The 24918-nt window shown below is 66.4% G+C and carries 21 protein-coding genes; 17 read left to right on the forward strand and 4 right to left on the reverse strand.

Annotation, left to right across the window (positions count from 1 at the left end; translation table 11 throughout):
- Positions 1 to 125 precede the first annotated feature (125 nt).
- The 3 genes from METRZ18153_RS0101385 to ypfJ are packed head-to-tail and all read left to right on the forward strand — an operon-like array spanning position 126 to position 4307.
- Positions 126 to 509 carry a response regulator transcription factor gene (locus tag METRZ18153_RS0101385; protein WP_020163047.1) on the forward strand — a complete coding sequence of 128 codons (384 nt, stop codon included), beginning with the start codon at positions 126 to 128 and terminating at the stop codon, positions 507 to 509.
- A gap of 32 nt (positions 510 to 541) precedes the next feature.
- The gene (locus METRZ18153_RS0101390; protein ID WP_020163048.1) at positions 542 to 3394 is read left to right on the forward strand and encodes a CHASE domain-containing protein; all 2853 of its coding nucleotides are present in this window, start codon (positions 542 to 544) and stop codon (positions 3392 to 3394) included.
- Between the two features lie 37 nt (positions 3395 to 3431).
- On the forward strand, positions 3432 to 4307 hold the full coding sequence (ypfJ, locus tag METRZ18153_RS0101395) for a KPN_02809 family neutral zinc metallopeptidase (protein ID WP_020163049.1): 876 nt from the start codon (positions 3432 to 3434) through the stop codon (positions 4305 to 4307).
- 96 nt (positions 4308 to 4403) lie between these two features.
- Here the strand turns inward: ypfJ and METRZ18153_RS0101400 are convergent, their stop codons facing one another.
- Entirely contained in the window at positions 4404 to 5414 is a 1011-nt protein-coding gene (locus METRZ18153_RS0101400) for a zinc-dependent alcohol dehydrogenase family protein (protein ID WP_020163050.1), read from the reverse strand.
- A gap of 144 nt (positions 5415 to 5558) precedes the next feature.
- On the opposite strand from METRZ18153_RS0101400, the gene METRZ18153_RS0101405 reads away from it, so the two are divergent.
- Positions 5559 to 6749, forward strand: a complete 1191-nt coding sequence (locus tag METRZ18153_RS0101405; protein ID WP_043363984.1) for a TIGR03790 family protein — start codon at positions 5559 to 5561, stop codon at positions 6747 to 6749.
- On the opposite strand, the gene METRZ18153_RS0101410 is transcribed toward METRZ18153_RS0101405, so the two are convergent.
- Genes METRZ18153_RS0101410 through waaA form a run of 3 tightly spaced genes read right to left on the reverse strand, consistent with a single transcriptional unit; the run spans position 6742 to position 10167 of the window.
- Positions 6742 to 7722: a GDP-L-fucose synthase family protein gene (locus tag METRZ18153_RS0101410; protein WP_020163052.1), complete on the reverse strand. Its 981-nt coding sequence runs from the start codon at positions 7720 to 7722 to the stop codon at positions 6742 to 6744. The two genes, METRZ18153_RS0101405 and METRZ18153_RS0101410, sit on opposite strands and share 8 nt — an antisense overlap.
- Positions 7723 to 7738: 16 nt before the next feature.
- Positions 7739 to 8854, reverse strand: a complete 1116-nt coding sequence (gene gmd, locus METRZ18153_RS0101415) for a GDP-mannose 4,6-dehydratase (protein ID WP_020163053.1) — start codon at positions 8852 to 8854, stop codon at positions 7739 to 7741.
- Positions 8855 to 8901: 47 nt separating this feature from the next.
- On the reverse strand, positions 8902 to 10167 hold the full coding sequence (gene waaA / locus METRZ18153_RS0101420; protein ID WP_020163054.1) for a lipid IV(A) 3-deoxy-D-manno-octulosonic acid transferase: 1266 nt from the start codon (positions 10165 to 10167) through the stop codon (positions 8902 to 8904).
- Positions 10168 to 10257: 90 nt separating this feature from the next.
- Between waaA and METRZ18153_RS0101425 the strand changes: the two genes are divergently transcribed.
- The 13 genes from METRZ18153_RS0101425 to METRZ18153_RS0101485 all read left to right on the forward strand — a co-directional run bounded on the left by METRZ18153_RS0101425 (position 10258) and on the right by METRZ18153_RS0101485 (position 24908).
- A complete protein-coding gene (locus METRZ18153_RS0101425; RefSeq protein ID WP_020163055.1) occupies positions 10258 to 10623 on the forward strand; it encodes a MarR family EPS-associated transcriptional regulator in 366 nt (121 codons plus the stop codon).
- Positions 10620 to 12431 (forward strand): ABC transporter ATP-binding protein, encoded by a 1812-nt coding sequence (locus tag METRZ18153_RS0101430; protein ID WP_029143475.1) that lies wholly within the window; start codon positions 10620 to 10622, stop codon positions 12429 to 12431. The genes METRZ18153_RS0101425 and METRZ18153_RS0101430 overlap by 4 nt, the downstream gene beginning before the upstream one ends.
- Before the next feature lie 4 nt (positions 12432 to 12435).
- Positions 12436 to 13434 carry a UDP-N-acetylglucosamine 4,6-dehydratase (inverting) gene (gene pseB, locus METRZ18153_RS0101435; protein ID WP_020163057.1) on the forward strand — a complete coding sequence of 333 codons (999 nt, stop codon included), beginning with the start codon at positions 12436 to 12438 and terminating at the stop codon, positions 13432 to 13434.
- The gene (gene pseC, locus METRZ18153_RS0101440) at positions 13431 to 14588 is read left to right on the forward strand and encodes a UDP-4-amino-4,6-dideoxy-N-acetyl-beta-L-altrosamine transaminase (RefSeq protein WP_020163058.1); all 1158 of its coding nucleotides are present in this window, start codon (positions 13431 to 13433) and stop codon (positions 14586 to 14588) included. The genes pseB and pseC overlap by 4 nt, the downstream gene beginning before the upstream one ends.
- The gene (locus METRZ18153_RS0101445; protein WP_020163059.1) at positions 14585 to 15472 is read left to right on the forward strand and encodes an aldo/keto reductase; all 888 of its coding nucleotides are present in this window, start codon (positions 14585 to 14587) and stop codon (positions 15470 to 15472) included. Before pseC ends, METRZ18153_RS0101445 begins: the two co-directional genes overlap by 4 nt.
- The gene (locus tag METRZ18153_RS20740) at positions 15469 to 16368 is read left to right on the forward strand and encodes a Gfo/Idh/MocA family oxidoreductase (protein ID WP_020163060.1); all 900 of its coding nucleotides are present in this window, start codon (positions 15469 to 15471) and stop codon (positions 16366 to 16368) included. The genes METRZ18153_RS0101445 and METRZ18153_RS20740 overlap by 4 nt, the downstream gene beginning before the upstream one ends.
- Complete coding sequence (locus tag METRZ18153_RS20745; RefSeq protein ID WP_020163061.1) at positions 16365 to 17123, forward strand: SDR family oxidoreductase; 759 nt, start codon at positions 16365 to 16367, stop codon at positions 17121 to 17123. Before METRZ18153_RS20740 ends, METRZ18153_RS20745 begins: the two co-directional genes overlap by 4 nt.
- Positions 17120 to 17830 carry an acylneuraminate cytidylyltransferase family protein gene (locus METRZ18153_RS0101460; protein ID WP_020163062.1) on the forward strand — a complete coding sequence of 237 codons (711 nt, stop codon included), beginning with the start codon at positions 17120 to 17122 and terminating at the stop codon, positions 17828 to 17830. Before METRZ18153_RS20745 ends, METRZ18153_RS0101460 begins: the two co-directional genes overlap by 4 nt.
- Positions 17827 to 19332 carry a UDP-2,4-diacetamido-2,4,6-trideoxy-beta-L-altropyranose hydrolase gene (gene pseG / locus METRZ18153_RS0101465; RefSeq protein WP_020163063.1) on the forward strand — a complete coding sequence of 502 codons (1506 nt, stop codon included), beginning with the start codon at positions 17827 to 17829 and terminating at the stop codon, positions 19330 to 19332. Before METRZ18153_RS0101460 ends, pseG begins: the two co-directional genes overlap by 4 nt.
- Positions 19325 to 20380, forward strand: coding sequence for a pseudaminic acid synthase (gene pseI / locus METRZ18153_RS0101470; protein ID WP_020163064.1), 1056 nt, complete (start codon positions 19325 to 19327; stop codon positions 20378 to 20380). Before pseG ends, pseI begins: the two co-directional genes overlap by 8 nt.
- A gap of 39 nt (positions 20381 to 20419) precedes the next feature.
- A complete protein-coding gene (locus METRZ18153_RS0101475) occupies positions 20420 to 21364 on the forward strand; it encodes a methyltransferase domain-containing protein (RefSeq protein ID WP_020163065.1) in 945 nt (314 codons plus the stop codon).
- 117 nt (positions 21365 to 21481) lie between these two features.
- The gene (locus tag METRZ18153_RS0101480; RefSeq protein WP_157257171.1) at positions 21482 to 22522 is read left to right on the forward strand and encodes a hypothetical protein; all 1041 of its coding nucleotides are present in this window, start codon (positions 21482 to 21484) and stop codon (positions 22520 to 22522) included.
- Positions 22523 to 22529: 7 nt separating this feature from the next.
- The gene (locus METRZ18153_RS0101485; protein WP_020163067.1) at positions 22530 to 24908 is read left to right on the forward strand and encodes a PEP-utilizing enzyme; all 2379 of its coding nucleotides are present in this window, start codon (positions 22530 to 22532) and stop codon (positions 24906 to 24908) included.
- Positions 24909 to 24918: the final 10 nt, after the last annotated feature.

Here is a 24918-nt window from a genome sequence, read left to right on the forward strand (position 1 = left end):
CACGCGACTCAAGCAATTTCGTGTTCACGTCGTTAAGCTGTCCGGATTCCTCTCCGGCGAGCTTGCAATGAACGTGTCCCCTGTCCGCAGTGCCACCTCAGTCCGCATACGGGGAGCGTACTGACATGGGGGCCCGCATCGCGGTGATCGAGGATCAGCCGGAAATCCGCCAGCTCATCCGCATGACCCTGGAGTTCGGCGATTTCGAACTGAGCGAGGCCGAAAACGCCGACATCGGCTGGAGCAAGATCCAGCAGCACACGCCTGATCTGGTGCTGCTCGACGTGATGATGCCGGGCTCGATGGACGGGCTGGAAATGTGCCGGCGTCTGCGTGCGCAGCCGGCGACGGCGCAGGTGCCGGTCATCCTGCTGACCGCGCGCGGCCAGCAGCGGGACATCGAGGCCGGCCGTGAGGCGGGGGCCGACACCTATCTGACCAAGCCATTCAGCCCGATGGAACTGCTCGACCGGATCGCTGCGCTGCTCGGAGGCTCGTCGGCGCGATGAAGGGTGACGGGCCGCAGGCCCGGAGCGCGACGATGGCAACGACCGACGCCAGCCTGCGCCACCGGCTGAACATTCCCGACTGGCTGGCCTGGCTGGCGCTGTCGCTCGGCCTGCTGGTGACCGCCGCGGTGAGTACGCTGCTGTGGGACCGTCTGAACGCCGCCACCGCGCAGCGCTTCGACAGCGAGGTCGACAAGGTGGTCGCCCAGCTGCGCCGGCGCATGGTCGCGCACGAGGAGATTCTGCGCGGCGCGGCCGGCCTGGTCCGCGCGAGCCGCGAGGTCACGCGCGACGAATGGCACGATTACGTCAATGAGCTCAATCTGGAGCGCAACTACCCGGGCATCCTCGGCGTCGGCCTGACGGTGCGTGTACCCGCGGCCGACAAGGCGTCACATGAGGCGGCGATCCGCCGGCAGATGCCCGATTACGCGATCAAGCCCGACACGCCGCGCGCCGAGTATCACAGCATCCTCTTCCTCGCGCCGTTGAACGAGCGCAACCGCAGGGCGATCGGCTTCGACATGAATTCGGAGCCGATACGGTCGGCGGCGATGAGCCGCGCGCGGGACATCGGTGACGTCGCGCTGTCGGGGCGCGTCGTTCTGGTGCAGGAGGGCAAGGACGGTGTGCAGCCGGGCTTCCTGCTGTACTACCCGGTGTATGCGCGCGGCGTCGCAGTCGATACCGTCGAGGCGCGCCGGCGCGCGCTGATCGGCTACGCCTACAGCCCCTATCGCGCGCACGATCTGTTCGGCAGTGCGCTGCGTGGCTACGCAGACCACGTGGTCGTCGCCATCCACGATGGCCGCAGCCTGGACGCGGCGACGCTGCTCTACAGCAATGCAGTCGATGGCCAGAAGCTGTCCGGTCTGGAGGACGTGCGCGAGATCGAGGTCGCTGGCCATGCATGGACGGTGCGCATGCGTGCGCCGGCCGGTTTCGGCTCCGACCACCTGGTGCTGTGGCTGGTGCCGCTGATGGGCATCGCGCTGAGCGCGGTACTTTTCCATCTGCTGCGACTGCTGGCCGAGACGGCGCGGGCGCACCGCAATGCACGGGCGACAGCGCGCGAACTGGCGCTCAGCGAGACGCGGCTGTCGGCGGTGCTCGACACCGCTGCCGACGGCATCGTCACGACCGACGAGGGCGGCATGGTGCTGACCATGAACCGCTCGGCGGCGGACATGTTCGACCGCCGGGCGGATGAGGTGATCGGCCTGCCGCTGTCTCGCCTGCTGCCGCAGTTCGACGCGGACTGGTTTGCCGCCGGGCTGCATGATGCGCAGTCGCTTACGCGCCTGACGCGACACGAGGACAGCACCGGGTTGCGTGCGGGCGTGCGGCAGTTTCCGGTGACCGTATCGGCCAGCCGCTTCGTGCACGAGGGGCGCGTCGTGCACACGCTGCTGCTGCGCGACGTGAGCGAGCAGGTGGCCGCGCAGACGCGCATGCGGCTGCACGACAGGGCGCTGGCGTCGTCGAGCGAAGCGGTGCTGATCCGCGATGTCCAGCGCACCGGTCTGCCGGTCGTCTATGTGAACGCGGCGTTCGAGCGGCTGACCGGACGCAGTGCACAGGAGGTGATCGGACGCCCGTTCTCCTACACCGCCGACGGCGACGCGGCGGATCGTGTCGGCGACGAGATGCGTTGGGCCGTCGCCCACGCCAAGCCCTTCAGCACCACGGTCGATGTGCGGCGCGCCGACGGACGCACCCTGTGGGTGGCGCTGTCGTCCTCGCCGGTGCGCGACAACGACGGTGCGGTGACGCACTACGTCGATGTGTTCGACGACATTACCGAGCGGGTCGAGTTCGAACAGAAGCTGATCCGCCGTACCAATCGCCTGCACACGGTTTTTTCACTGTCGCCCGACGGCTTCGTCACCTTCGATGCAGACGGCATCCTGACCAATGTGAACCCGGCCTTCGTGCGCATGACGCATATGGCGCAGAGCGAACTGCTGGGGCTGGACGCGCAGACCTTCGATCGGCGCATGGCCGGGCTGTCGGACCCGGCACACCCATGGCCGGAGCTCGCGCTCGACGGTTCGAGCGAGGAGGCGCAGCGGCTGTGGCTGCTGCGCCCGGAGCGCCGCGTGCTCGAGCGCAGTGCGCGCGTGGCACCGCAGGGGCGCTCGGAAACGGTGCTCTACTTCCGCGACATCACGCAGCAGTTCGAAGTCGACCGGATGAAGAGCGAGTTCCTGAGCACGGCGGCGCACGAACTGCGCACGCCGCTGTCGTCCATCTTCGGCTTTGCCGAACTGCTGCTGAACCGCGAATACGACGAAACGGCGCGCCGGCGCATGCACGGCATCATCCACCGGCAGTCGCGCGTGCTGGTGAACCTGATCAACGACCTGCTCGACCTCGCGCGCATCGAGGCGCGCGCCGGGCAGGATTTCCGCTACGAGGACCTGCCGGTCAAGATGCTCATCAACGCGACGCTGGAAGGCCTCGCGATGCCGGGCGACACGCACCGCGTATCGCTGGACATGCCGCAGTCGATGCCGCGCATCCGCGTCGACCACGAGAAGATGGTGCGCGCGCTGAGCAACATCATCACCAACGCCTTCAAGTACTCCCCGGGCGGCGGCGAAGTCAGGCTGTCGGTGACCGAAGTGACGCGCAACTCGCGCCTGATGGCGGGCATTCACGTCAGCGATCAGGGTATCGGCATGACGCCGGAACAGCAGGCGCGCATCTTCGAGCGCTTCTACCGCGCTGACCCGTCGGGCAACATTCCGGGCACCGGTCTGGGCATGTCGCTGGTCAAGGAAATCATGGACCTGCATGGCGGCGAGATCGAAATCGTCAGCGTCCCCGGCGAGGGCACGACGGTCACGCTGTGGCTGCCGGTGATGGATACCGCCACCACCTGATCCGCCTATCATGTGCGTCTGCGAGGAGGGGGCGAGCATGCGACTGGACGACGGACGGGAAAGCGAGAACATCGAGGACAGGCGGGGCGCCCGCGGCGGCCTGCCGGGCGGCGGGCGCAGCATAGGCATAGGCACCATCGTGCTGGCGCTGGTGGCGATGTATTTCGGCGTCGATCCGTCGGTGGTGCTCAATATGGGCAGTGGCCTGCCGGATGCGCAGCAGCAGGCACCGGTACAGCCGGGGGTGCAGTCGACCGGGCAGCCGGAACAGGATGGCCTGGCGCGCTTCACCTCGCGCGTGCTGGCCGACACCGAGGACACCTGGGGCGCACTGTTCCGCGCCGGCGGCGGCGAGTACCGCGAGCCGCGGCTGGTGCTCTACACCGGCGGCACGCAGACCGGCTGTGGCGTGGGACAGGCGGCGATGGGGCCCTTCTACTGTCCGGCCGACGAACGCGTCTATCTCGATCTGGGTTTTTACGACGACCTGCAGCGCCGCTTCGGCGCGCCCGGCGATTTCGCCCAGGCCTACGTGATCGCGCACGAAGTCGGGCACCACGTGCAGCACCAGCTGGGCATCGCCGAAAAGGTGCAGCGCGCGAAACAGCGTGCAGGCGAGCGCGAGGCCAACCTGCTGCAGGTCCGGATGGAACTGCAGGCCGACTGCTTCGCCGGCATCTGGGCGCACCACGCCAACCGCTCGCGCAGCATCCTGGAGCAGGGCGACGTCGAAGAGGCGCTGCGCGCCGCCACCGCCATCGGTGACGACACGCTGCAGAAGCAGGCGCAGGGTTACGTGGTGCCGGAAAGCTTCACCCACGGCAGCGCCGAACAGCGCATGCGCTGGTTCCGCCGCGGACTGGAACAGGGCGAGATGGCGGCCTGCGACACCTTCTCGGCGAAGGTGCTGTGAGAGGGGCTGGGGTAGAGGGGCTAGGGATCAGGGGCTGGGGACTGGAGGTCAGGAACCCTCGGTGCGCGCCGGACTCCGCCCCTAGCCCCTAGCCCCTCAGCCTATCCTCACCACCACCTTGCCGACGTGGGCCTGGCTCTGCTGGTGTGCGAGTGCTGCGCGCGCTTCTTCGAAACCAAACACGCGGTCGATGACCGGGTGAATCTTGTGCAGCGAAATCACCTTGTTCATGGATTCGAACATTTCGCGCGAACCGACGAACACGCCGCGCACGGTCGAGGTGGTGAACAGCAGCGGCAGCGGGTTGATTTCGCCGCCGGTCAGCACGCCGATCAGGTGCGCCTGGCCGTTCTGGCCGAGCGAGGCAATCGAGCGCTGCAGCGTGCCCGGGCCACCGACTTCGACCACGTGGTCGACGCCTGCACCACCGGTGGCATTGCGCACTTCCTGATCCCACTCCGGGTGGCTACGGTAATTGATCAGCGTGGTCGCGCCCAGCGACTTTGCCTTTTCCAGCTTGGCGTCGCTCGACGAGGTGGCGATCACCTCGGCTCCGGCCGCCTTTGCCAGCTGCAGCGCGAACATCGACACGCCGCCGGTGCCCAGCACCAGCACGCGTTCGCCGGCACGCAGCGGGGCCGGGCCTTCGAACAGCGCGTTCCACGCGGTCAGCGCGGCGCAGGGCAGCGTCGCCGCCTCCTCGAAGCTCAGGTGCGCCGGTTTGGCGACCAGCGATTCCTGTGGGAACAGGCGGTACTCGGTGAGTACGCCGGGCGCGGTGCCGCCCAGGGTCTTGCCGAAGTAAGCCGGCTGCAGTCGACCGGATATCCATGTTTCGAAGAAGGTGCCGATCACGTGGTCGCCGGCGGCAAAGCGGTCGACGCCCGCGCCGATCTCGACCACCTCGCCAGCGCCGTCGGACAGCGGGATCAGATCCTTCGAATCGACGCCGGGATACAGGCCCTGCAGGATGAACAGATCGCGATAGTTCAGCGACGCTGCGCGCATCTTGACCAGCACCTGGCCCGGACCGGGACGCGGGACTTCAGCGTCGATCATCGTCAGGCTGTCTGCATTGCACTGCTCACGATAGGCTTGATAACGCATTCGAGTGAACCTCCGTTGGATAGTGTCGTGGGCGCAGGGCTGGATCTGCGCCCGGATGGTGCCATGCCCGCGCGCGGACAGGTGTCTCGCAGGCGCTTGCCTATATAGACTGTCGGCCTGATCGAAATGCGCTGCGGACGCCACATGCCGAAACTCACTGTCTATCTTCGCTGCCTGCTGCTGGCCCTGCTGCTTCCGCTCGCCGACGTCGCGCGAGCACTGGGCCCGGGCGAGCTGGCGGTCATCGTCAATGTGTCCGACCCGGCCAGCGTCGATGCCGGCACCTATTACCGCATCCGCCGCGGCATACCGGAGGCGAACCTGATCGAGGTGCGCCTGCCGCACGACCGCGCTGCACTGACACGCGCCGAGTTCGAGGCGCTGCAGGCGGAAGTCGAGCAGAAGCTGCCGTCCGGCATCCAGGCGTTCGCGCTGGCATGGACCAAGCCATGGCGCGCCGGTTGCATGAGCATCACCTCCGCTTTCGCTTTCGGCTACGACGAACGCTTCTGCTCAGCCAGCTGCGGACCGACACAGACCAGCCGGATGTTCAATGGCGGCCGCGCCATGAGCGAGGACATGCCGATGCCGAGACCGGCCATGCTGCTGGCCGGCGAAACGGTCGAGCAGGTACGACAGCTGATCGACCGCGGCATCGCATCGGATTACAGCTATCCGAAGGGCAGCGTCTACCTGGTCCGCACCGAGGATTCCGCGCGCAACGTGCGCGCCGGCATGTTCGACGAGATCGTGCAGCAGGTGCGCGGCCTGCACTTCGAGACGCCGACCGCCGCCGAGGCGGGCGGGCGGCGCGACGTGATCGGCTATTTCACCGGTGCGGTCAGGGTGCCCGCGCTCGATACGCTCACCTTCCTGCCCGGCGCGCCGGCCGACCATCTGACCTCCTTCGGCGGCCAGCTGACCGGCAACCAGACGCAGATGAGCGCACTGGAGTGGCTGCGTGCCGGCGCCACCGGCAGCTACGGCACCGTGGTCGAGCCGTGCAACCACCTCGGCAAGTTCCCGCACCCGGGCATCCTGATGACCTTCTACGCCGAGGGCGAAACGCTGATCGAAGCCTACTGGAAGAGCGTAGCCTGGCCCGGCGAAGGCGTGTTCGTCGGCGAGCCGCTGGCGCGGCCCTTCGGTATGCGCACGACGCGCGACGACAAGGGCTGGTGGCTGGAAAGCCATTCGGCCGCCGGGCGCCGCGCGGTGGTCGAAGTGGCGCCGAGCGTGGTCGGACCGTATCGCCTGGCCGGCACCGTGCAGATTCCGGCTGGCCACGGCAGGCAGCGGCTGAAGGTGGAGGCGGGGGCGGTCAGGGTCAGGTAGCTTGGCGGGTGAAATCCCGGTAGGCGTCAGCCAGACCGCTACGCAGGGTGGTCGCGGCTCGCCAGCCCATTCCGTTCAGACGTGACACGTCCATCAATTTGCGCGGCGTACCATCGGGCTTGCTCGTATCGAACACCAATTCACCGTCGAAACCGACCACCTTGCCGACCAGTCCGGCCAGTTCCTTGATGGTCACGTCCTCGCCCACACCCACGTTCACCAGCGGCGGCTCGAACCGGCCGCTCACCGACTCGTCGCTGCCCAGCAGGCTCGTGTAGCGATCTTCCGGCAGGTTCATCAGGAAGACGCAGGCATCCGCCATGTCGTCGCTGTACAGGAACTCGCGCCGTGGCGTGCCGGTGCCCCAGATGGTGACCGTCCGGTCGCCGCGCTGCTTCGCCTCGTGGAACTTGCGCAGCAGCGCCGGGATGACGTGGCTGTTCTCCGGGTGATAGTTGTCGCCCGGTCCGTACAGATTGGTCGGCATCACCGCCAGATACTTCGTGCCGTACTGGCGGTTGTAGCTCCAGCACATTTCGATGCCGGCGATCTTGGCCAGCGCGTACGGGCGGTTGGTCGGCTCCAGCGGGCCTGTCAGCAGGCAGTCCTCGCGCATCGGCTGCGGCGCCATCTTCGGGTAGATGCAGCTCGACCCGAGGAACATCAGCCGCGTCACACCGTGCTTCCACGCGCTGTGGATCACATTGGCCTGGATCACCAGGTTGTCGCGGATGAACTCTGCCGGGTAGCTGTTGTTGGCGACGATGCCGCCGACCTTGGCAGCGGCGAGAAACACATACTCGGGCTTGTGTTCGGCGAAGAAGGCGTCGGTCGCGGCCGCGTCGGTCAGATCGAGTTCGGCGTGTGTCCGCTTGAGGATGTGCGTATAGCCTTTCGCCTCGAGATTGCGGACGATGGCCGAGCCGACCAGACCGCGGTGGCCGGCTACGTAGATGCGCGCGTGCTTGTCCATGGAAGGGTTCGCCCGCTTACTCGTGATAGTCGTAGGCCTGGAAGCCGGCCATCTTCACCAGCGCGTCGCGCTTGGCGCTGGTGTAGTCGGATTCGACCATCTCCTTCACCAGCTCCTGCAGCGTGGTCTTCGGCGTCCAGCCCAGCTTCTCACGCGCCTTGGTCGGGTCGCCGAGCAGGGTCTCCACTTCGGTCGGACGGTAGTAACGCGGATCGACCTTCACGATCACGTCGCCCACTTTCACCTTGGCGCGGTCGCCCGTGATAGCAGCGACGATGCCCACTTCCTTCTCACCCTCGCCCTCGAAACGCACCGTGATGCCCAGCTCCGCAGCGGCAAACTCGACAAACTGGCGCACGCTGTACTGCACGCCGGTGGCGATCACGAAGTCTTCGGCGTGGTCCTGCTGCAGCATCAGCCACTGCATTTCGACGTAGTCGCGGGCGTGGCCCCAGTCGCGCAGCGCGCTCATATTGCCCAGATACAGGCAGTCCTGCAGGCCGAGGGCGATGCGTGCGATGGCGCGCGTGATCTTGCGCGTGACGAAGGTTTCGCCGCGCACCGGCGACTCGTGGTTGAACAGCACGCCGTTGCAGGCGTACATGCCGTAAGCCTCGCGGTAGTTGACGGTGATCCAGTAGGCGTAAAGCTTGGCCACCGCATACGGGCTGCGCGGGTAGAAGGGCGTGGTTTCCTTCTGCGGGATTTCCTGCACCAGACCGTACAGCTCGGAAGTCGAGGCCTGGTAGAAACGGGTCTTCTTTTCCAGACCGAGGATGCGGATGGCTTCAAGTATGCGCAGCGCGCCGATGCCGTCGGCGTTGGCCGTGTATTCCGGCTCTTCGAAACTCACTGCCACGTGCGACTGGGCGGCCAGGTTGTAGATTTCGTCCGGCTGCACCTTCTGGATGATGCGCACCAGCGAGGTCGAATCGGTCAGGTCGCCGTAGTGCAGGATGAACTTGCGGTTGTCGACGTGCGGATCTTCGTACAGGTGATCTATCCGGTCGGTGTTGAACAGCGACGAGCGGCGCTTGATGCCGTGGACCTCGTAGCCCTTCTTCAGCAGGAATTCGGCGAGGTAGGCGCCGTCCTGGCCGGTAACGCCGGTGATGAGTGCGATCTTGGGCATGATTCTCTGGGGGCCGGAAGTCAGGGGCGAATTATCGCCCATCTATGTCAATCGCTCCCGCTTGAGGGAAGCAGCGCTTCCAGCGCCTGCAGCGTGCGCATGGTTGCGCCCCGGTGCGCGCGGGCGAATGTGTGTGCAGCGGTCGCCATGCGCTGCCGCCCCTCGGGGTCGTCCAGCAATGCGCGAGCGATGGCTGCGGCATTCGCCTCGTCGGTCGCTCTGATCGCGGCACCCGCGTCTATGGCGTCAAGAGTCGCCGTCGCAAAATTGAACGTGTGCGGCCCGATAACGACCGGGCAACCCACGGCGCATGCTTCGATCAGGTTCTGTCCGCCCAGAGGTTGCCAACTCCCGCCGATGAGTGCGAGGTCGGCAAGCGCATACCAGGCGAACATTTCACCCATCGCGTCACCCAGCCATACGCGGGTGCTCGTGTCCGGGGCCGCGCCGGTACTGCGTCGACATAGCGTCAGGCCGCGAGAGAGGATGCCGTCGGCGACCTCGTCGAAGCGCTGCGGGTGGCGTGGGACCAGAGCGATCAGAACGTCGGACGGAAGCTCCGGCAGCAGGGCGTCCAGCAGCGGTGCTTCCTCGTCCTCGCGGGTGCTTGCGAGCAGCAGTACCCGGCGCGGGCCCAGGCCCGCGCGCCAACCTCTGCCGAGGTCGAGTTGGCTGGCCGGCGGTTCGATGTCGAACTTCAGATTGCCGGCGACAGTAACTCGCGGTGCGCCAAGCGCGGACAGCCGCGCCGCGTCCTCGGTGGTTTGCGCGACAAGTGCGGAGAAATCGCGCAGCACCGCCCGCACGAAACCGCCCAGCCGTGCGTAACGTGCGGCCGAGCGCGCCGACATTCGAGCGTTTGCCAGCGCAACCGGCACGCTGGCGCGGCGGCATTCGTGCACCAGATTCGGCCAGATCTCGGTTTCCATCACGATGCCCAGGGCGGGTCGCCAGCGGCGCAGGAAGGCGCGCTGTGCCCAGGGGAGATCCCATGGTAGCCACGCGAACTCGGCGAAGTCGCCGTACAGCGCGCGAGCCGTGGCTCGGCCGGTGGCTGTCATCTGCGTGATCAGGATCCGATGTTCCGGATAACGGGCACGGAGGGCCGTCAGCAGTGGCGCCGCCGCACGGGTTTCTCCGACTGATACGGCATGCAGCCATAAGGTCGGACGCGAAGGCGGACGAGGGCCCAAGCCCAGGCGCCCGCGGATGTCCTCCAGGTAGCCCGGTTCGCGTCGGCCGCGCAGCCGCGTGCGCAGCAGCGCGAAGGGCAGACCGAGCAGCCAGATCAGGGTGTAGAGGGCACGCATCATGAAGGCGCGAGCATAGCAGCCGGATGTCGGCAGAATTGACAGTGAAGGCGGCTACGTGTGTAATTCGCGCGTTCAATCAATGAACGCACGATGCTCGACGAACAGACCCGATACCGCCTGCTGAAATTGCTGGAAGCGAAGCCCGAACTGTCGCAACGACAGCTCGCGCAGGCGCTGGGTGTGAGCGTCGGTAAGGTCAATTTCTGCTTGAACGCGCTGATCGAGCGTGGCCTGGTCAAGGCACGCAACTTCCGCAACAGCCGCAACAAGCTCGCCTACATGTATTTCCTGACACCTGCCGGCTTCGAGGAGAAGGCGCGGGTGTCGCTGCGCTACCTCAAGCAGAAACTGCAGGAGTACGAAACGCTGCGATCCGAAATCGAGGAGCTACAGGTCGAGGCCCGCCGCATGAGCGCGCAGGTGGGCGAGATTCCGTCGGAAGAGAGTCGGCAATGAGCAGCGCCGCGTCCCGGTTTGCGTTGGCGCGAAAGCTGTTCGCGGTGCTCGACCCCGACCAGCGACGGTCGGCGGGAGGCCTGTTCCTGCTCATGCTCGTCGGCATGGCTTTCGAAACACTGGGCGTCGGGCTGGTGGTGCCGGCGATGGCGGTGTTGATGCAGGATGATCCAGCCTCCCGCAGCCCTCATGTGGCCAGCGTGCTCCGGCTGCTCGGCGAACCGCCGCAGGCGGTGCTGGTGGCCTGGGCGGTATCGGCGCTCGCGCTGGTCTATCTGGTCAAGAACGCCTTCCTCGCCTTTCTCGCTTGGCGCCAGTCTGCCTTTGCGTTCGCAGCACAGGCGCGGGTGGCACACAAGCTGTTTGCCCGCTATCTGGCCGAACCCTACATTTTTCATGTGCAGCACAACTCGGCGCAGTTGATCCGCAACGTCACTACAGAAGCGACGCTGTTCGGCAGTCATGCACTGCTGCCGGGGATGCTGCTGGTTGCCGAAGCGTGCGTGCTGGTCGGTATTGGCACCCTGTTGCTACTGTTTGAGCCGGTGGGCGCGCTCGTCGTCGGCGGGGTGGTCGGCGGTTCGGCCTGGGCGTTCAACCGTTTCACCCGCTCGCGCGTGGCGCGCTGGGGGCGACTGCGCCAGCACCATGAAGGGCTCAAGCTGCAGCAGATCCAGCAGGGGTTGGGCGGGGTGAAGGATGTACGCGTATTCGGGCGCGAGGCTGCCTTTCTCGCCGCATTCGATCAACACAATGACGCGGTCGCCAAGGTGGGCGGACGGCAGTCCGGGCTGCAGCAGATGCCGCGTCTATGGTTGGAGCTGTTGGCGGTCGGCGGCCTGGCTCTGCTGGTTCTCAGTATGGTCTGGCGCGAGCGCGCACTGGCAGATGTCGTGCCGGTCGTTGGTCTGTTCGCGGCGGCTGCCTTCAGACTGATGCCTTCGATGAACCGGGTACTGACCGCGCTACACGGCCTGCGGTATGGCCTGCCGGTAATCGACATGCTGCATGCCGAACTCACCCGACCGCAGGGTGTGGAGGACGCAGGCATCGCCTCTGCCGCCCGCGCTCCGTTCAATCGCGGCATTCGCATAGATGCGCTGAGCTATCGCTATCCGGGAGCCTTGACCCCAGCGCTCGACCGGCTGTCGCTGGACATCCATGCTGGCGAAACACTGGGCATCGTCGGCAGCAGCGGTTCCGGCAAGAGCACGCTGGTGGATCTGCTGCTTGGCCTGCTCAATCCGGATGTGGGGCGTATCGAGGCAGATGGCCGCGACATCCGCGATGACTTGCGCGGCTGGCGAAGCCAGATCGGGTATGTTCCCCAATCCATCTACCTCACAGACGACTCGCTGCGTCGAAACGTGGCTTTCGGCGTTCCGGACGCGCAGATCGACGATGCCGCGGTGGCTCGCGCGTTGGCCTTCGCCCAGCTCGACGCCTTCGTCGCGACTCAGCCCGAAGGTGTCCACACCTTCGTCGGCGAGCGCGGCGTGCGTCTGTCAGGCGGCCAGCGTCAGCGCATTGGCATCGCCCGTGCGCTATACCACGATCCCCCCATCCTGGTGCTGGACGAAGCTACCAGTGCGCTCGACGTGGCGACCGAAGCCGAAGTGATGAAGGCGGTCGACGCGTTGCAGGGACGCAAGACCATTGTCATCGTGGCTCACAGGCTCAGTACTGTGGAACGGTGCGACCGGCTGTGCCACCTGGAATCGGGCCGGGTGGTGCAGATCGGTTCGCCGGCCGAAGTGCTCGATCAACTTGTCAGGACGGCGGAAGCCGCCGTCCCTTCCATGGAATGAACCCATGCTGACCAACGCATCCATCCTCGTGACCGGCGGGACCGGCTCTTTCGCTCACACCTTCGTACCGATGACGCTGGCGCGCTACAACCCGCGACGTCTGGTCATCTTCTCGCGTGACGAAATGAAACAGTGGGAGATGGCCAAGCTCTATGGCGACGATCCCCGGGTGCGCTTCTTCATCGGTGACGTGCGCGACAAGGATCGCCTCTCCCGTGCGCTGCACGGGGTCGATTACGTCGTGCACGCCGCGGCCACCAAGATAGTGCCGACCGCCGAGTACAACCCCTTCGAGTGCGTCAAGACCAATGTGATCGGCGCGATGAACCTGATCGACGCCTGCATCGACCAGAACGTGAAGCGGGTGGTGGCGCTGTCCACCGACAAGGCGAGCAGCCCGGCAAATCTTTATGGCGCGACCAAGCTTGCGTCGGACAAGCTGTTCGTGGCCGGCAACTCGTATGCCGGTGGCAACGATACCCGCTTCGCGGTGGTGCGCTATGGCAACGTGATGGGTTCGCGCGGATCGGTCATTCCCTATTTCCTGTCGATCGCTGACAAGGGCGTGCTGCCGATCACCGATCCACGCATGACGCGCTTCATGATCACGCTCGAGCAGGGTGTGGATCTGGTCTGGCATGCCTTTGATGACATGGTGGGTGGCGAGATCTACGTGAAGAAGATTCCGTCGATGAACATCACCGATATCGCGCGCGCAGTGGCGCCCGACGCGCGGCACGATATCGTGGGCATCCGTCCGGGCGAGAAGCTGCACGAACAGATGATCGGCCCCGAGGATGCGCCGCACACCTACGAGTACGGCGATCACTACAAGATCCTGCCGGCCATCCACAAGTGGAGCGAAGACCCGGGCCGCATCAATGACGGCGTGAAGGTGGCGCCAGATTTCACCTATTCCTCCGACAATAACCGCGAATGGATGAGCGTCGAGGCGCTACGCGCGTGGATCGATGCCAACCGCGACAAGGTGGGTCGCATATGAGTGGCTTCATCCCCTACGGCCGGCAGCAGATCAGTGAGGAGGACATCGAGGCGGTCGTGCGCGTGCTGCGTTCCGACTACCTCACACAGGGGCCGGCGGTGCCCGCTTTCGAACAGGCGGTGGCGCGCTACTGCGGTGCTGCTCACGCCGTAGCGATGAACAGCGCCACCTCGGCGCTGCACGTGGCTTGCCTCGCGCTGGACGTAGGCCCCGGCGACCGGGTGTGGACCAGCCCGGTCACCTTCGTCGCCAGTGCCAACTGCGCGCTGTACTGCGGGGCCACGGTGGATTTCGTCGATGTCGATCCGGCCACTGGCAACATGTGTGCCGAACATCTGGCGGAGCGCCTGGCGCGGGCGGAGCGGGAGGGTACCTTGCCCAAGGTGGTGATTCCGGTGCACTTGTGCGGCCGCTCCTGCGACATGAAGACGATCCGCGCGCTGAGCCGTCGCTACGGGTTTGCGGTGATTGAGGACGCTTCGCATGCCATCGGGGCGCGCTATGACGGTGCGCCGGTGGGTGACGGCCGCTACAGCGACATTGCGGTGTTCAGCTTTCATCCGGTCAAGATCATCACGACCGCCGAAGGTGGCATGGCGCTGACGCAGGACGTCGCACTGGCCCGCCGCATGGAGCGCCTGCGCAGCCATGGCATCACGCGCGACCCGGCGGACATGACCCACGCCCCGGATGGCCCTTGGTACTACCAGCAGATCGATCTAGGCTTCAACTACCGCATGACCGACATGCAGGCTGCGCTCGGCCTGAGCCAGATGAACCGACTCGACGCTTTCGTAGACCAGCGCCACCGGGTGGCCGCGCGCTATGCCGAAGCGCTCGCGGCGCTTCCTCTGAGCCTGCCGCCGGCCGAACTGGATGGGCGTTCCGCGCTGCATCTCTATGTGGTGCAGGTGGGTGCCGGTCATGACCGACGCACCGTATTCGAGGCGCTGCGCGCGCGCGACATCGGTGCGAACGTGCACTACATACCGGTTCATCTGCAGCCCTACTACGCAGGCCTGGGCTTTCGGCCCGGCCACTGCCCGGGCGCGGAGCGGTATTACGCCGGCGCCATAAGCCTGCCCATGCATCCGGGCCTGTCCGACGCAGATCAGGATCGCGTGATCGGCGCTCTCCGGGACGCGCTCGCGTGACCGACCGTCATGCCCGGATCGGCCTCGGCACCGTGCAGTGGGGCGTGGACTACGGCGTGGCCAATCGCGACGGCCGCACGCCGCCGACTGAGGTCGGGCGCATCCTCGCCGCCGGCCGGGTGGCCGGTCTGCGTGTGCTCGATACCGCAGCCCTGTACGGAGAGGCGGAGTCGGTACTCGGTGAGCAAGATCTGACTGGCCTGCAGGTGGTGACGAAGACGCCGCGATACGCGCATGCGCCGATCACGGCCGCTGACGCGGACGACCTGAAGGCGACGCTGGAACGCTCACTGACGCGGCTGCGCCTGCCCGCGGTGCATGGCCTGCTCGCCCACCACGCCGACGATCTGCTGGCGCCGGGCGGCGAACGGCTGATCGATGCGCTGCGCGCGTTGCGCGACCAGGGCAAGGTCGAGCGCATCGGCGTATCGATCTATGACGGAGCCCAGCTGGACGCGATACTTGCGCGCTTCACGCCGGATCTGGTTCAGCTGCCGCTCAACGTGTTCGACCAGCGGCTGATCGTCGATGGGTCGCTGGCGCGGCTGGCGGCGCTCGGCGTTGAAATTCACGTGCGCTCGGTCTTCCTGCAGGGTCTGCTGCTGATGTCGCCGGATAGCGCGCCCGCCTACTTCGATCCCTGGCGCGAACGGCTCCATGCCTGGCATGCCGCCTGCGCAGAGCGCAAGGTCTTGCCGCAGCAGGCCGCACTGGCCTTCGTGTGCGACCTGCCTGAGGTCAGTTGCTGCCTGATCGGCGTACAGAACGTCTCCCAGCTCGACGAGGCGCTGATCGGGCTGGACGCGGTGCTGCCATTCGATGCCGCACCCTTCGCATGCAGTGACCCGGCGCTGCTCAATCCGGTTAACTGGAGGCTGTCATGAGCACGGCACTGCGTCTTGGCGTGATCGGACTTTCGTCCGGCAACGGTCATCCCTACTCGTGGTCGGCCATCTTCAACGGCTATGACGCAGCGGCCATGGAGCACTGCGGCTTTCCGGTCATTCCGCGCTATCTCGAAAAGCAGCGCTTTCCGGACGACGCGATCGCCGGTGCCCGGGTGACCCATGTGTGGACCCAAGACGTCGCGATCTCGCGGCATGTGGCTCAAGCGGCATGCATCGAGCACGTGGCCGACCGCTGCACCGATCTGATCGGACAGGTGGACGCGGTGCTGCTGGCGCGAGACGACGCCGATACCCACCTCGCGTTCGCGCGACCCTTTCTCGAGGCGGGTGTGCCGATCTACGTCGACAAGCCGCTCGCGCTGTCGCGTGTCGATGCGGAAACCCTGATCGGCCTGCAGCGTTTCCCCGGCCAGCTGTTCTCGTGCTCCGCGCTGCGCTATGCGCCGGAACTGAGCCTGACCTTGGCCCAGTGCGAGGCGGTTGGGCCGCTGCGCGCTGTTGCAGCGACCGTGCCCAAGGACTGGGACAAGTACGCGGTCCATGTGATCGAGCCACTGCTGCAGCTGCTGCCCGATCGCGGTACGGTCGTACGCAGCCAGCGCTGGTCGGTTGCCGATCGCGTCACGCTGCAGGTCGAGTTCGCCTCCGGCATCGAAGCGCAGATATCCACTCTGGGCTCGGCCGGTGCGCCGCTGGGCCTCAGGGTGTTCGGTGCCGCCGGCTGGTGCGACCTGCAATTCGCCGACACCTTCCGCGCCTTCCGCGCGGCGCTGCAGGATTTCGTCGATGGCGTGCGCGCCCGCGACGTGCGCATCCGGCCGGACGCCATGCTGGAGGTGGTGGATCTGATAGAACTCGGGAGGCGTGCATGAGCCGTTCCATTCTCATTACTGGCGCCACCGGCAAGATAGGCCGCGTGCTGGCGCGCCATTTCCTGACGGTCGGTGATACGGTGATCGCCGCCGGCCGCTCGTTCGACGCGCTGGCCGAGCTGGCCATCGACCTGTCCGGCAATGGCGGTACCCTGCACACGCTGTGCGCCGACCTGATGGCGCCGGGCGCCGCAGCCACGGTGGTCGACGGTCTGCGGCAGATCGGCTGCATGCCGGACGGCCTGGTCAACAATGCACGCAATGTGTCCTTCCTGCGTACCGGCGTGGACGGCCGGGTCGCGCGCCAGGATTTTCTCGACGAGTTCGCGCTCGACGTGGTGACGCCGTATGAACTGGTGATGGCACTGGCTGACGCGCCGGACTCCAGGCTGCGTGCGGTGGTGAACATCGGGTCGCAGTACGGTACGGTCGCGCCCAATCTGCGTCTATACGCCGATCCAGTCCGGCAGTCGCCGCTGCAGTATGGCGTGGCCAAGGCGGCGCTGGCGCATCTGACCAAGGAACTGGCGGTGCGACTGGCCGAGCGCGGCATCCGCGTGAACTGCGTGGCCTTCGGTGGCGTGGAAGGGCGGGTGGACGAGGCCTTCAAGCAGCGCTACGCCGCGCTGTGCCCGATCGGCCGCATGCTGGGCGAGCATGAACTGGCCGGGCCGGTAGACCTGCTGTTGTCCGATGCCGCGTCTGCGGTCACCGGCCACGTCATGATGGCCGACGGCGGCTGGAGCGTCTGGTGAGCCGTCGCATCGCCATCATCCTGGCACGCGGAGGCTCGAAGCGGCTGCCGCGCAAGAACGTGCTGCCGCTTGGTGGCAGGCCCATGCTGGCGTGGTCGGTCGGCGCTGCGCTAGACGCCGGCTGCTTTGACCGGGTGCTGGTGTCCACCGACGATGCTGGGATCGCTGAAGTTGCGCGTGAGGCGGGTGCCGAGGTGCCCTTCCTGCGTGAAGCGGCGGCCGACGATCAGGCCTCTTCAAGCGAGGCAACCCTGGTTGCACTGCGCCAGGCTGAAACGCACTGGAATGAGCGTTACGACACGGTGGCGCAGCTGATGGCCAACTGCCCGCTGCGCAATGCCCGGGACATCCGCGATGCGATGACCGCTTTCGAGAGTGGTACGGCACCGGCCCAGATCAGCGCCTTCCGCTTCGGCTGGATGAATCCGTGGTGGGCCGCTCGCCTGCAGGCCGACGGACAGCCCGACTGGTTGTTTCCGGAGGCACGCACCGCGCGCTCGCAGGATCTGCCGCCGCTTTACTGCCCGAGCGGTGCGCTGTGGCTGGCAGAACGCGATGCCTTTCTGGAGGGAGGCAGCTTTTACCTGCCCGGCCATACGCTGCATCCGATGGACTGGATGTCAGCGATGGACATCGACGATGACGCCGATCTCGCCATGGCCGAGGTCTGTGTGGCACTCCGTCTGCGAGCTGAGGGCGCCGCATGAGAGTAGCCATCCGCACCGATGCGTCGCCGCAGATCGGCACCGGCCATCTTGCGCGCTGCCAGACGCTGGCCGACGCGCTCGCGCTGCGCGGTGCGCAGGTCCGCTTCGTCTGCCGCCACCTCACCGAAGGTGCAGCAGGGCGTTTGCAGGCTGCAGGGCACGCGGTGACCCGGATCGACGGGGCGGGCGAGCCGGACGGCCTGCCCCATGCGGGCTGGCTGGGCGGTGCTCAGGCGGAAGATGCGGCCCGCACCCGCGCCGCGCTGGCCGGTTTCGCGGCTGACTGGCTCATCGTCGACCACTACGCGCTGGATGTACGCTGGGAGCGTGTGCTGCGCGAGCGGGTGCGTCGCATCATGGTGATCGATGATCTGGCGGACCGTGATCACGAGTGTGACCTGCTGCTGGACCAGAATCTGTATGCCGACACGGCGGTGCGCTATGCGCAGCGCGTTCCCGCCGCTGCCCGGCGGCTTCTCGGTCCGCGTTACGCGCTGCTGCGGCCGGAGTTCACGTCCGTGCGTGGCCGCCGTCGCGACGGCGGGGTGCGCAGGGTGCTGGTGTTCTTCGGCGGTGTCGATGCGGCCAACCAGACAGGCCGGGTGATTGCGCTGCTGCCGCGCGTGCTGTCCGCGCAGGTGGCGGTCGATGTGGTGATCGGCGCCGCGCACCCGCATCGTGCCGACATCGAGGCGGCCTGCGCGCAGGCCGGCTACTGCTGTCATGTGCAGACTGCTCGCATGGCCGAGCTGATGGCGGCGGCCGATCTGGCCATCGGCGCCGGCGGCACCGCAGTCTGGGAGCGCGCCTGCGCCGGGCTGCCGGCGCTGGTGTGGCCGGTGGCCGACAATCAGCATGAGCAGGTCGCAACCGCCGCTGACGCAGGGGTGCTGCACGCGCCGCTTCAGGTGGGCCATGACGATGAGGCGCTGCTGCGACAGATTGTGGCGCTGTGCGAAAGCCCGCACCTGCTGCGGGCGCTGTCCGCCGCAGGTGCGGCGACGGTCGATGGAGCCGGTGCTGCCCGGGTCTGCCGGGCGTTGGGCTGCACTGGCGTCACGATACGTCCGGCCGTCGCGGCAGACGGTGACAACCTCTTTGCATGGCGCAATCGCGAGGCGGTGCGCCGGGTGTCGCGCAACCGGGACCCGATTCCGCGCCCCGCACACGATGCCTGGCTGGCCGATACGCTGGGACGCGCGGACCGCCGGCTGCTGGTGGGCGAGCGCAACGGTCAGGCGCTGGGCGTAGTGCGCTTCGATCTGGTCGGCGACGAGGCCGAGGTGTCGATCTATCTCGCTCCGGGCGAACATGGCACGGGGGCCGGCAGCGAGCTGCTCGCCGCCGCCGAACGCTGGCTGGTGCTCGAACGGCCGGCCGGTGTGTGTAAGATTCGCGCCGAAGTGGCCGGCGACAATGCGCCGTCCCGCCACATGTTCCTGTCTGCCGGCTACCTTCCCGATGCCGCGCGCTTCTTCAAGCGGATCCTTCCAGATGACTGAAGCCTTCCACATTGCCGGCCGTCCGATCGGCGCCGGCGCCCCCCCCTTCGTGATTGCCGAGATGTCCGGCAATCACAATCAGTCGCTCGAGCGGGCGCTGGCCATCGTCGATGCTGCCGCCAAGTCGGGTGCCCATGCGCTGAAGATCCAGACCTACACGCCGGACACCATGACGCTGGATCTGGACGAACGCGAGTTCCATATCGCGGATCCGGACAGCCTGTGGGCCGGCACCTCTCTCTACAAGCTTTACGGCGAGGCCTACACGCCTTGGGACTGGCACGCGCCGATCTTCGAGCGCGCGCGCGCGCTGGGCATGATTCCGTTCAGCACGCCCTTCGATGACAGCGCGGTCGATTTTCTCGAATCGCTGGATGTGCCCTGCTACAAGATCGCGTCGTTCGAGAACACTGATCTGCCGCTGATTCGCCGCGTTGCGGCTACCGGCAAGCCGCTCATCATTTCCACCGGCATGGCCACGCTGGCCGAGCTGGACGAAACCGTGCGCGCCGCACGCGAAGCCGGCTGCCGTCATCTGGTGCTGCTCAAGTGCACCAGCACCTACCCGGCCACACCGGCCAACACCCATATCCGCACCATTCCGCACCTGCGCGAAATGTTCGGCTGCGAGGTGGGGCTGTCCGACCACACCATGGGTGTGGGCGTGTCGGTGGCCAGCGTCGCGCTGGGCGCCACCGTGATCGAAAAGCATTTCACGCTGGACCGCAGCGAAGGCGGCGTGGACGCCACCTTCTCGATGGAACCGCACGAAATGGCGCAACTGGTGGTGGAAACCGAGCGCGCCTGGCAGGCGCTTGGCGAGGTCCGTTACGGGCCGACAGAAGCCGAGCGCAAGTCGCTGCAGTTCAGGCGCTCGCTCTATGTCACCGCAGATCTGGCGCCAGGTGACGTGCTGAGCCACGACAACGTGCGCGCGATCCGGCCTGGTCTGGGGCTGGCGCCGGGATTCATCGACGCGGTGATGGGGCGCACCGTCGCCCGCGCAGTCGTACGTGGCACGCCGCTGTCCTGGGATCTGCTCAAGTGAACATTCGCCCCCTTCAAATCTGACCGATGCTCGAGCCCCATGTTTTCTCTTGACCAGCAGGCCACCGACACCGCCGCCTCCGAACTGCGCGCGCTGCTCGCCGGCATGCGCGATGCCTTCGCGCGTGGCGAGAACGCAATGGAATACGCGCGCCGCGCACTCGGACGCAACGACAATCTTTCCGCCGCGACGCTGATTGCCTACGACCTGCAGGCCGGCGCCTACGTGCGTCACGCGCTGTCCGACCCCGCGGGCAAACAGCGCTGGTGCGCTCAGCTCGCCGGGCTGGTCGCGCCTCATCTGCCGGTCGGCGGCTCGGTGATGGAGGTCGGGTCGGGTGAAGCCACCACGCTGGCCGGTCTGCTCGAAACACTGCCGCAGCGGCCGGCGGCTGCGCTCGGGTTCGACATCAGCTGGTCGCGCTGCGCGCACGGCCGCGGCTGGCTGCGGCAGAAGGCGCAGCAGGCGGAGCTGTTCGTGGCCGACCTGTTCCACATTCCGCTGGCCGACGCCAGCGTGGATGTGGTCTATACCTCGCACTCGCTGGAGCCGAACGGGGGCCGCGAACGGGCCGCGCTGCAGGAACTGCTGCGGGTAGCCCGACGCGCGGTGGTGCTGGTCGAACCGATCTACGAACTGGCCGGCCCGGAGGCGCGCGAACGCATGGCGCATCACGGCTATGTGCGCAATCTGAAGGCGACCGCCGAGGCGCTGGGCTGTACGGTCGCCGACCATCGGTTGCTCGATTTCTATGTGAATCCGCTGAACCCGAGCGGCGTCGTGAGCATCGTGAAGACGGACGCCGGTGAACCGGCTCGTCCCGCCTGGCGCTGTCCGCTTACCCATGCGCCGCTGATGCGTTCGGAGAGTGCCTTTTCGTCGCCCGACACCGGCCTGGTCTATCCGGTGCTCGACGGCATTCCGCTGCTGTGCCGCGACCACGCAGTGCTGGCCTCGGCCTACGGAGCTTGCATCGAATCATGACTTTCGTGTTCTCTGCTCGACCGCTTCGGTCCAGGTCACAGTCGCATGTCGATCCGGCGTCGGATCGTCTGCGCGTGAGGAATATCGTATGAGTTTCAGCAGTCAGGGCTGGCCACAATGATTCCGGTCGATGCGATGGCGGCGCGCGTCTTGACAGAAGGCTATTCCGACGACGAACTTTTGCAACTGAGCCGACTACGGCGTCGTACGGAAGCAGGTTTCGCGCCTTGGGCAAGCTGGGAGGTGGAGAACTCCAGTTTCGGCAAGACGCTGCGTGACTGGGCCAGTTATCCGTCCTGGCTTCCCATGTGTGCCGTGTCTGATCATGGCGTTCACTGGGGCGCGCGATGCTGGCCTAACGAGATCGAGTCGCCTTACCGGCTGTTCCTCAGCTGGAACGCCAAGAAGGCGCGTCTGATGGCAGAGCGGCATGGCAAGGAAGCGCTGCACATTCCGCACCCGTGGGCCGCGTATCGCAGCGCGCGCGGCATCGAGCCCGACGCCGATCGCCACGGCACCGTTGTGTTCTTCAGTCACTCGAACGACAACACGACGCCGATGTTCGACTCACTCGATGCATACATGCAAAGCTTGAAGAATCTTCCCGAGAGCTTTCATCCGGTGGTTATTTGCCTCTCGTTCCATGATGTACTTAAAGGGATGCATCGGACGCTTCGTCGCTACGGTCTGTCCATCGTCACCGCCGGGACCACCAACGCTCAGTGTTTCGTGGATAGGTTCTATGGGATTGCTCGGCGTTTCCGGTACGCCTGTTCGCCGACCATCGGGTCGCACAGTTTCTACCTCGTGGAGGCGGGGGTGCCGTTCTTCCTTTACGGACCTGCTCCCACCTATGTGATCAAGGGGTCGCGGTCGGTACGAGATGGGGTTCAGGACTTGAGGGATTACGGAGATGAGGAGGACATCGAGCGTTTCTTGGCCTTGCGCCAGCTCTTCTCGGAGCCGGTCGACAGAGTGTTGCCTGCGCAGATGGATGCTGTCCGAACCTACCTTGGGCTTGATTCGGGTGCAGGTGCAGGCCATCTGAGGGCGGCCTTGTGGCGGTCGCTGACCACCAATCTCCCGCGTGTCGGACAGTTATACGGCACCAAGGCGTGGCGCGTGCTGCGTGTCCTGAGGGCTGCCGCCAGAACGTGATCCGCCCATGATGAACAAGACCCTTTCCAAGGCGCGCATGCTGATCGAACTGCAGCCCCGGGTGAGCCGCTTCCGCGTGCCCGAGCTGCTGGCTTTCCCGGTGGATCAGCTCGCGCAGATGCCCGGGGCCGAACTGTGTGCAGCCATCTCGGCGCATTTCGGTTCGACCACGCTCATCGTGCGTTCTTCGGCCGGTGATGAGGACGGGGTGCTGGCTTCGAAGGCCGGTGCCTATGACTCTGTGCTGGGTGTCCGTGCGGATGATGGTGTCGCGCTGCTGGCGGCTGCACGTACCGTGATGGACAGCTACGCGCGTGACCGACGCACCGCCTCGCGTGACGAGGTGATCTTCCAGACCCTGATCGAGCACCCGGCCATGAGCGGCGTGGTATTCACCCACGACCTCAATACCGGTGCGCCGTACTACGTCATCAACTACGACGACGTTTCCGGGCTGACCAATACGGTCACCTCGGGCGGCGGTGAGTATGCCAATCGCACGCTCTGCATTCACCGCGGGGCGGCGGACGCGATCCGGTCGGAACGCTTCCAGCGGCTGATTGCCGCGGTGCAGGAGCTGGAACAGCTGCTGGGCAGCCAGTTCCTCGACATCGAGTTCGCGCTCGATGAGGCACTGCAGCCCTATCTGCTTCAGGTGCGTGCGATCACCACCCAGCCGAACTGGAATCGGGCCGTGGCCCGGCGCATCGATGCCGAGCTGCGCGGCATACAGACCTTCGTCCGCGAGCGTCTGCGCCCGGCGCACGGCGTGTTCGGTCACACCACGGTGCTTGGCCAGATGCCGGACTGGAATCCAGCGGAAATGATCGGCCGTGCGCCGCGTGCGCTGTCGCTGTCGCTTTACCGCACGCTGATCACCGACCATGCCTGGCGACGCGCCCGCGCGAGCATGGGGTATGCCACGCCGTCCGGTCAGGCCCTGATGGTGTCGCTGGCCGGTCAGCCCTTCATCGATACCCGGCTCAGTTTTCATTCCTACTTGCCGGCGGATCTGCCAGCGGCGGTCGCCGGCAAGCTGGTCGATGCCTGGGTGGCACGACTGCGCGCGCATCCGGAGCTGCACGACAAGATTGAGTTCGAGGTGGCCATCACCACCTTTAGTTTCGATGTGGACGACAAGCTCGACACGCTGGTGGGTGATGCGCTGTCGGCAGATGAACGCGAGCTGTTCCGCGACGCGCTACGCAGGCTCACGCTGCCGCTGCTGCGCGGCGAAGGCGAGGGGGCGATCAGCGCAGCTCTGGCGCGGGTGGAGGTGCTGGCTGCGCAACGGCTACCTGCCGCCGACAGCGGTCTGTGCGCGCTGCTGCCGATGATCGAGGACTGCACCCGGCTGGGCACCGAGCCGTTCGCGGTGCTAGCGCGCCACGGCTTTATCGCGCGCACGCTGCTGCTCTCGCTGGTAGCGCGTGGCGCGCTGTCCGCCGATGACGTGGCACGTTTCCAGGCCGGCGTGCGTACCGTGGCGAGCGACCTGGTCGACGACATGCGACGGCTTCAGACCGGCGTGCTGGCGCGCGAGGCTTTCATGCAGCGCTATGGCCACCTGCGTCCGGGTACTTACGACATCCTGTCGCCGCGCTATGACCAGATGCAGGACTTCGCCACCTCCGGTGGTGCGGCGCCCGGCGCGCCGACGACTCATCCGCCGGCCTTCGTGCCGGATCCCCGGCAGCGCGCCGCCATCGAGGCTCTGCTGCGGGAAGAGGCGCTGGCGGGTGTGGATTGTGACCGTCTGCTGGCGTATTGCGCCGCTGCGATCGCCGGCCGTGAGTACGGCAAGTTCGTGTTCACCCGTTCGATCAGCGCCATGCTTGAACTGATCGCCGACTTCGGCGAGCGCCACGGCCTGAGCCGCGAGGAAATGTCGCATGTGCCGGTCAGCCCGCTGCTCGATGTCGCGCTGTGCAGCGCCGACGTCTCGGTCGAGGAACGTCTGCGCGCGATTGCCGAGCGCGAGGCCGAACGCCATGCGCTCACTTCGGCGATCCGGCTGCCACAGGTGCTGTTCGACGAGGCCGGCGTACATGTCGTGCCCTTCCAGGTCAGCCAGCCGAATTTCATCACCGGCCTCAAGGTGACCGCGGATCTGGTGTGCCTCGATGCACGTCAGGTCGCACCGGCGCTGGATGGTTGCATCGTACTGATCGAGAACGCCGATCCGGGCTACGACTGGATATTCGCGCAGCGTATTGCCGGTCTGGTCACCAAGTATGGCGGCGCTAATTCGCACATGGCGATACGCTGCGCCGAGTTCGGCATTCCGGCCGCCATCGGCTGCGGTGAGCAGCGCTTCGAGGCCTTTCTGCAGGCCCGCCGGCTCAGTCTCGACTGCTCCGCCGGCCTGATCACTCCCTTGCACTGATTGGATTGGA

This window comes from Methyloversatilis discipulorum (genome assembly GCF_000385375.1).
Lineage (GTDB): Bacteria > Pseudomonadota > Gammaproteobacteria > Burkholderiales > Rhodocyclaceae > Methyloversatilis > Methyloversatilis discipulorum_A.

Excerpts from the sequence above, each read along its gene's own strand:
- pseG (WP_020163063.1), top strand. The coding sequence starts at position 17,827 with ATGAGAGTAGCCATCCGCACCGATGCGTCGCCGCAGATCGGCACCGGC.
- METRZ18153_RS20740 (WP_020163060.1), top strand. The coding sequence starts at position 15,469 with ATGAGCACGGCACTGCGTCTTGGCGTGATCGGACTTTCGTCCGGCAAC.
- METRZ18153_RS0101475 (WP_020163065.1), top strand. The coding sequence starts at position 20,420 with ATGTTTTCTCTTGACCAGCAGGCCACCGACACCGCCGCCTCCGAACTG.
- METRZ18153_RS0101430 (WP_029143475.1), top strand. The coding sequence starts at position 10,620 with ATGAGCAGCGCCGCGTCCCGGTTTGCGTTGGCGCGAAAGCTGTTCGCG.
- METRZ18153_RS0101480 (WP_157257171.1), top strand. The coding sequence starts at position 21,482 with ATGATTCCGGTCGATGCGATGGCGGCGCGCGTCTTGACAGAAGGCTAT.
- METRZ18153_RS0101390 (WP_020163048.1), top strand. The coding sequence starts at position 542 with ATGGCAACGACCGACGCCAGCCTGCGCCACCGGCTGAACATTCCCGAC.
- METRZ18153_RS20745 (WP_020163061.1), top strand. The coding sequence starts at position 16,365 with ATGAGCCGTTCCATTCTCATTACTGGCGCCACCGGCAAGATAGGCCGC.
- pseI (WP_020163064.1), top strand. The coding sequence starts at position 19,325 with ATGACTGAAGCCTTCCACATTGCCGGCCGTCCGATCGGCGCCGGCGCC.
- ypfJ (WP_020163049.1), top strand. The coding sequence starts at position 3,432 with ATGCGACTGGACGACGGACGGGAAAGCGAGAACATCGAGGACAGGCGG.
- pseC (WP_020163058.1), top strand. The coding sequence starts at position 13,431 with ATGAGTGGCTTCATCCCCTACGGCCGGCAGCAGATCAGTGAGGAGGAC.
- METRZ18153_RS0101410 (WP_020163052.1), bottom strand. The coding sequence starts at position 7,722 with ATGGACAAGCACGCGCGCATCTACGTAGCCGGCCACCGCGGTCTGGTC.
- METRZ18153_RS0101485 (WP_020163067.1), top strand. The coding sequence starts at position 22,530 with ATGATGAACAAGACCCTTTCCAAGGCGCGCATGCTGATCGAACTGCAG.
- METRZ18153_RS0101425 (WP_020163055.1), top strand. The coding sequence starts at position 10,258 with ATGCTCGACGAACAGACCCGATACCGCCTGCTGAAATTGCTGGAAGCG.
- METRZ18153_RS0101405 (WP_043363984.1), top strand. The coding sequence starts at position 5,559 with ATGCCGAAACTCACTGTCTATCTTCGCTGCCTGCTGCTGGCCCTGCTG.
- pseB (WP_020163057.1), top strand. The coding sequence starts at position 12,436 with ATGCTGACCAACGCATCCATCCTCGTGACCGGCGGGACCGGCTCTTTC.
- gmd (WP_020163053.1), bottom strand. The coding sequence starts at position 8,854 with ATGCCCAAGATCGCACTCATCACCGGCGTTACCGGCCAGGACGGCGCC.
- waaA (WP_020163054.1), bottom strand. The coding sequence starts at position 10,167 with ATGATGCGTGCCCTCTACACCCTGATCTGGCTGCTCGGTCTGCCCTTC.
- METRZ18153_RS0101385 (WP_020163047.1), top strand. The coding sequence starts at position 126 with ATGGGGGCCCGCATCGCGGTGATCGAGGATCAGCCGGAAATCCGCCAG.
- METRZ18153_RS0101400 (WP_020163050.1), bottom strand. The coding sequence starts at position 5,414 with ATGCGTTATCAAGCCTATCGTGAGCAGTGCAATGCAGACAGCCTGACG.